Here is a 6,417-nt window from a genome sequence, read left to right as displayed (position 1 = left end):
CCCGCCACCAACAACCCCCCACAACGGCCTAATATTTTTTACCCAATTTTTTTTCCCCGGTAGGCCTTGGGTGCCCCCGCGCGGGGGGGGTTTTTCCACCCCCGCCCCGGAGCGATGCTGAGAGGCCTAGTTGGGCAGCGAGAACACGGTCAGCGTACCGCCGAGTGCCGTGTAGTTGCTGAGCGCCGCGTAGCCGCCGACTGCGCCGAGACCGGCGGTCGGATCGGTCAGGCCTGCCGCCAGACCGATGCCGGCCCAGCCGCCCACGCCGGAGAGCACTGCGACATACTGCTTGCCGCCGTTCTCATAGGTGGTGACGTTGCCGATGATGCCGGAGGGAGTCTTGAACTTGTAGAGCTCCTTGCCGGTCTTGGCGTCGACTGCCTTCAGGTAGCCTTCGAGCGTTCCGTAGAACACCACATTGCCCGCGGTTGCGAGCGCACCCGACCAGACCGAGAACTGCTCCTTGTTCGACCAGACGATCTTGCCGGTCTTGCCGTCCCAGGCGATGAAGTTGCCCATGTGGGTTTCACCCTGCGGCGGATACATCGAGAGCGTTGCGCCCACGTAGGGCTGACCCGCGGTGTAGCTCACCTTGAACGGTTCGTAGTCCATGCAGACGTGGTTGGTCGGAACGTAGAACAGCTGCGTGTCCGGCGAGTAGGCTGCCGGCTGCTCGTCCTTGGTGCCGAGCGCGGCCGGGCAGATGCCCTTCACGTTGTGGTCCTCGCCCGCCTTGTCGGTCGAAGCTGCATCGAGCACCTTCGGGCGGCCGTAGGTCGGCGAGTTCTTGTCCATGTCGACGCCGGAGGTCCAGTTCACCTTCGGATCGTACTTTTCGGCGACCAGGAGCTCACCGGTGGCGCGATCGAGCGTGTAGCCGAGGCCGTTACGATCGAAATGCGTCAGCAGCTTGCGCGGCTGGCCGTTGATGGCCTGGTCCGAGAGGATCATCTCGTTGACGCCGTCATAGTCCCACTCGTCGTGGGGCGTCATCTGATAAACCCACTTGGCCTGGCCGGTGTCAGGGTTGCGAGCCCAGATCGTCATCGACCATTTGTTGTCGCCGGGACGCTGCTTCGGATTCCAGGTCGAGGGATTGCCCGACCCGTAATAGACGAGGTTCAGCTCGGGGTCGTAGGAGATCCAGCCCCAGGTGGCGCCGCCGCCGATCTTCCACTGATCGCCTTGCCAGGTCTTCAGGCTCGAGTCCTTGCCGACCGGCTTGCCGAGTGCGGTGGTCTTCTCTGCGTCGACCAGGATCTGATCGTCCGGTCCTTCAGAGTAGCCGCGCCAAGCCAGCTTGCCCGTCTTGATGTCGTAGGCGGTCATATGGGCTTGAACACCGAACTCGCCGCCGGAGATGCCGATCAGCACCTTGTCCTTGACGACCATGGGGGCCGAAGTACCGGTCTCGCCCTTGCTGGCGTCGCCGTTCTTCGCGGTCCATGCCACCTGACCGCTCTTGGCATCGAGCGCGACAAGCGTGGTGTCGGCTTGATGCAGGAAGATCTTGCCGTCGCCATAGGCCAGGCCGCGGTTGACCGTGTCGCAGCACATCACTGGAATGACGTTCGGATCCTGCTTCGGCTCGTACTTCCAGACGATCTTGTTCTCGTTGGAAAGGTCAATAGCGTAGACCTTGTTCGGGAACGGCGTGTGGACGTACATCATGTTGCCGATGATCAGCGGGCCGCCTTCGTGGCCGCGCAGCACGCCGGTCGAGAAGGTCCAGGCGACCTGGAGCTTGCCTACGTTTTGTGCGTTGATCTGGTTCAGCTTGGAATAGCGGGTGTTGGCGTAGTCGCCGGTCGGCATCACCCAGTCTTTCGGGTTCTGCGACATCTTGAGCACTTCGTCGTTGGCCGACGCGCTGCCGACGGCGAGAGCCGCCGCGGAGCCAAGATAGGCCGCGAGTAGTACCTTGCGCATAGTCATTCCTCCATTGGTCTCGTTTATTGTTTCCGAAGCATTGCTTAATCGCCGGGCTTTTCGTCCGGCGTCTGCTCGTGCAGGGCGGTCACGATTGGGACCAGAAACGATGCTGTGGTGTTTCCTCCTCCTGATGAGAGCCACGGGTCCACGTGCGGAGCGGCCCGTTCTTGTTGTTCCTGATACAATCCCTAACGACTTCGTCATCGGGAAACTTGCCCAAGAGAGAAGCTGGTTTGCTTGACAGCGCACGGGTCGGAAGTTTTTGATTTTGCAGTAGCGAATTCAGCGGCTTCCGCAACGCTTTGGCAGCGCCTTCACCGCTCAGGTTCCCCTTGACGGCGCTGCAACTAAGGCGGAGGATTAACTTACAAGGGTGGCAATGGAACGATGGCGCTCGTTCTAGAAGATCGCTCAAAATCGAGGTAAACGTCACGCAATCACGGTTCAGGGCTCCGGCAGCGCGGCTCGCGATTCGCGTCAAATCTCCGGATCAAACCAGTGGCTGGATTAATGTCCGACACGATTCACACGCTCTCGACGACGGGCATGACGCCGAAACGTCAGATCCAAAGCTGGATCGACGGGCTGACCAGCCTGTGTGGGCATTTCGACGTCGATCCGCTGGAAGCGTCTTCGCTCGAAGGCCGCATCGACTACACCAGCGTCTCGCGTCTGAAGCTCTGCCAGATCGAGGTCAGCCAACATCGCATCGCGCACACGCTGGCGCGCGCCAAGGCCAATGAACACCCGTATATCAAGATCCACTTCCAGACTTACGGCGTGTCCTATTTCGAGCAGGAAGGCCGCCACATCGAGCTGAACCCGGGCGACATCATCGCCTATGACGTCTCCTGTCCGCATTCGATCATCAGTCCCGCTTTCACGCGCCATGACGTGGTGATCGTGCCGAAGGCGCTGCTGCGCGACCGTGGATTCCCGTCGCAGCGAATGCCCGCCTGCAAATTGACCTCACGCACGGGGACGGGGCGCATCGCCCATGATTTCGTCCATGCGACCTTCGACGAGGCGGCCAAGCTGTCGGCGAACAGTGCGGTCGGCGTCGCCGATTCGCTGATCGACCTCTTGCTGCTGCCGCTGCGCGAGGCCGACACGATGCTCGATCGCGTCGGACCCGAAGCGACCTATGTGCGCGCGCAATTCTTCATCCGCGAGCATTTGCGCGATCCGGATCTGTGCATCGACCAGATCTCCGGCGAACTGGGCTGCTCCAAGCGTTATCTGCACATGCTGTTCTCGGAGCGCGGCACCACGGTGAGCGACTACATCTGGCAGGCGCGTCTTCAGAATTGCCGCCAGGAGCTCGAGGCCCACGCCGGCAAGACCATTACCGACGTCGCGTTCTCCTGGGGCTTCTCCAGCTCATCGCATTTCAGCCGGGTGTTCCGGAAATATTTCGGCGTAGTGCCGTCCTCGATCCACAAGGCGCAACAGGGCGCGGTTGCGGCGGACGAGCACTAGGCAAACGCCAGGTTCGGAGTCGACGCGACGGTTGACCGTCACGCGCCCGCGATGTCTCTCATGCCGATATGGCGATGTAGGGAATGCTGGTCAGGAGAGCGACGAGCAACACCGCGTTGCCCAGCATTCCACTCCAATGCAGTCGGCGTAGCCGGCGCGGGGCCTCGGCATCGCCGGCGTCCCTGGCGCTGAGCTGTTCGTCCATCTGTTGCATGAACCAGCGGCGCCCATAGATCGCCAAGGCTGCAAGGAGGCCAACGCCCATCGCTGCGACCAGACGACCGTCGAGCAGGAAAGCGACCGCTCCGATGATTCCGGCAACGCGCATCACCAGAAAATGCGCATTGAACATTCCGCGCAAAAGCTGGGCGACGGGCTGGATATCCAGCTTCACCAGCAGGAAGGCCGGAGACGCCAGGGTGAAATAGCCCATCGGAAAGAGTAGGATGATCATGACGGCTACGGCAACGCCATCCGGTGTCATGGGATCGGCCTTTCTCGTCCGCGCCGGCGAGACCTTCCCGCCAGCGTCGCACAATCATAGCGGGAAAATGCGCTTCCGGCACTAGGCTTTGGTCGGATGCCGCGCTGCGAAGGGCGTCATGCCTCGCGGTTCAGGCGGGTTCGAGGCCGAGCGATCGCGCGCTCTCGATCCAGATCGGCAGCTCGCGCTGATACAGGGCGTTGGTTTCCTTGAAGCCGATCGCGGGTTCGAGCACGAACGTGTTGAGAACCTCCTTCACCTTCGGATCGCTGTTGGCAGCGACGCAAAGCTCCGCCAGGCGATCGACGACCGGCTGCGGTGTCGCTTTCGGCACGGCCCAACCGGAGAAGCCGCTGACGGTGAAGAATTTCGACGTCGCGCCCTGCTCGGGGAGGGTTTTGATATCAGGGATGGCGTCGACCTTCTTCGAATGCACCGCGAACACGGTGCCGCGATCGCTTTGCAAGACCGATTGCGCTGCGGTGTAGCTGCCCATGGCCACATCGAGCGTACCTTCCAGCATGCCCGTCCACATCGGGGCTTCGCCGCGATAGTGGATCGGCTCGATGGCAAGGCCATACTGCTTGTTGAGCTCGTGGACCGTCATATGCGGGGCCGAGCCCGCGCTATAGGTGCCGAAGTTGACCTTGCCGCTCTTGCGCGCAAAGGCGACGAAATCCTCCAGCGTCTTGACGCCGGTTTTTGGGTTCGCCACCAGCAACAGGCCGGCGCCCGGAATGACGCTGACCAGCGTCAAATCCTTGTCCATGTCGTAGCCGGGAGTCTTCATCACCACCCGGTTCATGATGTAGGTGGTCGAGATCGAGCACAGGATTGTGTGGCCGTCGGGCTCTGCGCGGGCGACCTCCGCCGTCCCGATCGCGCCGGCGGCACCGGGCTTGTTCTCGACGACGACGGTCTTTCCGACCTGCTTGGCAATGAATTCACCATAGGCGCGCGCGAGCAGATCGGTCTGTCCGCCGGCGGGATAGCTGCAAATCATGCGGATCTGCCGCGATGGCCACGCAGCCTGCGCCGAGGCGCCACGCGAGACGAAAGGCATCGCGAGTGTGGTGGTGCCGGCGGCGATGAAGCGGCGGCGATCGAGTTTTGCGGACATGATTCTCTCCCGGGTTGTCGCCGACGGTACTGCATCGGGTCGCCTCTGCCATGGGTGGCTGGCGAGACAGATTGGCGCATTCGAAGGGCCGCGCTGGGTGCGCCAGCTGTCCACTAGCGCTGAATGATCTTCAACCAGACGTCGCCAAGGATCGCAGGCTCCCGCGGCGGCAGATAGCTCAGCCCCGCCTGTGTGCCGAATTCGGCGATCTTGCCCTCGGCAGCAAGCCCGGTCAGCGCCTTGTTGACGGCGTCGAGCAGTGCGGGATCGCTGGCCAGCCCGACATAGCCGCGATTGGCCCCGATCGGATAGTAATAGCCGGACGCGGTGATCGCCGTGTCGGGGTGCGCGGCGCGATGGGCGTCGAAGCGGCCGAGGTCGATCAGCGTCGCGTCATAATCGCCACGGGCAAGTGCGCCGAGGAGATCATCGCGGCCGGGGACGAGATGCGTGATGTCGTCGATCAGGCGCCCCTTGTCGAAGGTCATGAGGATCGCATCGCCGAGCGAGCCGCTCTCGATGACGAGGCGCAGGCCGGCGAGATCTCCGATATCGCCGATGTTGCGACCCCGCGCCTTCGGCCCGAGCACGACCGTCATCGGCGAGTAGACATAGGGCTGGCTCGGCGCGAGCACGCCGAGCGCGACGCGGCGGCGCCGGTCGTCGCGCGTGGCGCCGGCAAAATCCGGCAAGCGCGCCGTTTTCATGCCGGGCTTGACGAGGGAGTCCGTCGTCAGCGCGTAGCCGCCGACGAGCGAGCAACGCCCATCGGACAGCAGCGCATTGGCCTCGAGCTGCGGGCTCGAATCCTCGTCCAGCTTGCTCTCGAACCACTGGATCGTCAGCGGCCGTCCGAGCCGGTCGGCGATCGCCTGCGCCAGCAGCACGTCGAAACCCGAGCCGGGCTTGCCCTTGTGATGCACGGAGAGCGGCGGCCTGTCCTCGTCGAGACAAATCTTGAGCGGATCGTCGGCCGCGCGTGCAGCTGCGGCCGCCGCCGCGAGAATCGCGGCAATGCTCCAAACGGCCAGCCAGCGCCTCATGGTTTTCTCCGGCTCGAGATGAAGGCCCAGAGATTCCCGATCTCCTCGTCGCTGAGAATGTCAGCCCAGGGCGGCATCTTGTTGTTCTTGCCGTTCTTCACGGTGGTGACGAAGCGCGTCTTGTCGTCGGGGAAGGCGCGCAGGTCCGGCGTGATGGTGCCGGGGTTCATCATGTTGGGGCCGTGGCAGTGCGAGCATTTCTCGGCATAGGTCGACTTGCCGTGGTCGATCTGTGCCTGCACGGGATTGCCGGTTGAATCATCCGCGGCACGAACGGTCGCCGCAAGCGCGACCGTCAGCACCGCGACGGCGGCGAGGATCGCCACCGTCTTGTGAGATAGCTTTCTCAGCATCGT

Annotated in this window: 6 protein-coding genes; 1 reads left to right on the top strand and 5 read right to left on the bottom strand. The window is 62.9% G+C overall.

Translation table 11 applies throughout. From position 1 onward, the window contains the following. Window positions 1–126: 126 nt before the first annotated feature. The gene (xoxF5, locus tag AC0L23_RS28190; protein WP_018460306.1) at window positions 127–1,932 is read right to left on the bottom strand and encodes a lanthanide-dependent methanol dehydrogenase XoxF5; all 1,806 of its coding nucleotides are present in this window, start codon (window positions 1,930–1,932) and stop codon (window positions 127–129) included. Between the two features lie 513 nt (window positions 1,933–2,445). Between xoxF5 and AC0L23_RS28185 the strand changes: the two genes are divergently transcribed. Further along, a complete protein-coding gene (locus AC0L23_RS28185; protein WP_007601369.1) occupies window positions 2,446–3,414 on the top strand; it encodes a helix-turn-helix domain-containing protein in 969 nt (322 codons plus the stop codon). Between the two features lie 58 nt (window positions 3,415–3,472). On the opposite strand, the gene AC0L23_RS28180 is transcribed toward AC0L23_RS28185, so the two are convergent. The 4 genes from AC0L23_RS28180 to AC0L23_RS28165 all read right to left on the bottom strand — a co-directional run bounded on the left by AC0L23_RS28180 (window position 3,473) and on the right by AC0L23_RS28165 (window position 6,414). Further along, window positions 3,473–3,898 (bottom strand): hypothetical protein, encoded by a 426-nt coding sequence (locus AC0L23_RS28180; RefSeq protein WP_085350671.1) that lies wholly within the window; start codon window positions 3,896–3,898, stop codon window positions 3,473–3,475. A gap of 130 nt (window positions 3,899–4,028) precedes the next feature. Beyond that, window positions 4,029–5,018, bottom strand: coding sequence for a Bug family tripartite tricarboxylate transporter substrate binding protein (locus tag AC0L23_RS28175; RefSeq protein WP_085384845.1), 990 nt, complete (start codon window positions 5,016–5,018; stop codon window positions 4,029–4,031). A 113-nt stretch (window positions 5,019–5,131) separates the two neighbouring features. After that, a complete protein-coding gene (locus AC0L23_RS28170; protein WP_085350563.1) occupies window positions 5,132–6,061 on the bottom strand; it encodes a substrate-binding periplasmic protein in 930 nt (309 codons plus the stop codon). Next, the gene (locus AC0L23_RS28165; RefSeq protein ID WP_018460302.1) at window positions 6,058–6,414 is read right to left on the bottom strand and encodes a c-type cytochrome; all 357 of its coding nucleotides are present in this window, start codon (window positions 6,412–6,414) and stop codon (window positions 6,058–6,060) included. The genes AC0L23_RS28170 and AC0L23_RS28165 overlap by 4 nt, the downstream gene beginning before the upstream one ends. Between the last annotated feature and the right edge of the window lie 3 nt (window positions 6,415–6,417).

The organism is Bradyrhizobium sp. MI1.4, from assembly GCF_055811315.1.
The sequence above is the reverse complement of the archived record's forward strand: the minus strand, read 5'-3'. Positions and strand labels throughout refer to the sequence as shown.